The organism is Rhizobium sp. 05N49 (assembly GCF_056396805.1).
Genome location: NZ_JBFTME010000058.1, coordinates 1 through 1,107, shown reverse-complemented (window position 1 = coordinate 1,107; position 1,107 = coordinate 1). Strand labels below are relative to the sequence as shown.

Below are 1,107 nucleotides of genomic sequence, written 5' to 3'. Positions count from 1 at the left end.
CAACACGATCACCGGCGGGGCCGGCAACGACGTGCTGGACGGTGGGGCGGGAGCCGACACGCTGGTCGGCGGAGCCGGTAATGACACCTATATCGTGGATGTCGCAAGCGACGTGGTCACGGAGGCAGCAGGTGCTGGTACGGACGAGATCCGGACGTCGCTTGCTGCCTATTCGATTGCGGCCCTCGCCAATATCGAGAACCTGACCTACACCGGGTCGGCAGCCTTCACCGGCACCGGYAATGCTGCGGCGAACGTGATCACCGGGGGTGCCGGCAACGATACGCTGAACGGGGGAGCAGGTGCGGATACGCTGATCGGCGGCGCCGGCAACGACACCTACATCGTGGATGTCGCCGGTGACGTGGTGACGGAAGATGCGGACGCTGGAATCGACACGGTCAAGACCGCGCTTTCTGCCTATACGCTTGCCGACAATGTCGAGAACCTGACCTATGCGGGTACGGTTGCCTTTGCCGGAACGGGCAACAGCCTTGCCAACACGATCAGGGGTGCGGCAGGTGCCGATACGCTGGACGGCAAGGCGGGAGCCGATATCCTGATTGGTGGTGCGGGCAACGACACCTACATCGTGGATGTCGCCGGTGACGTCGTGACCGAAGCCGCCAACGAAGGCACGGATCTGGTCAAGACTGCGCTTTCGGCCTATGCGCTGACCAACATTGCCAATGTCGAGAACCTGACCTTTACCGGCAGCGGCAATTTTGCCGGGACCGGCAATGCCTTGGCCAACACGATCACCGGCGGGGCCGGCAACGACGTGCTGGACGGTGGGGCGGGAGCCGACACGCTGATTGGTGGCATCGGCGATGACACCTATATCGTGGATGYCGCAAGCGACGTGGTCACGGAAGCAGCAGGTGCGGGCACGGACGAGATCCGGACGTCGCTTGCTGCCTATTCGATTGCKGCCCTCGCCAATATCGAGAACCTGACCTACACCGGGTCGGCWGCCTTCACCGGCACCGGCAATGCTGCGGCCAACGTGATCACTGGCGGTGTCGGCGCCGATACGCTGAACGGCGGAGCCGGTGCGGATACGCTGATCGGCGGAGCCGGTAACGACACCTACATCGTTGACAATGC

General features: G+C 63.5%; 1 protein-coding gene. It reads left to right on the top strand.

Annotated elements, in window-relative coordinates; genetic code table 11:
• The coding region (locus AC1DF8_RS36215) for a calcium-binding protein (RefSeq protein WP_478157617.1) at positions 1-1,107 on the top strand (1,107 nt) is incomplete at both ends.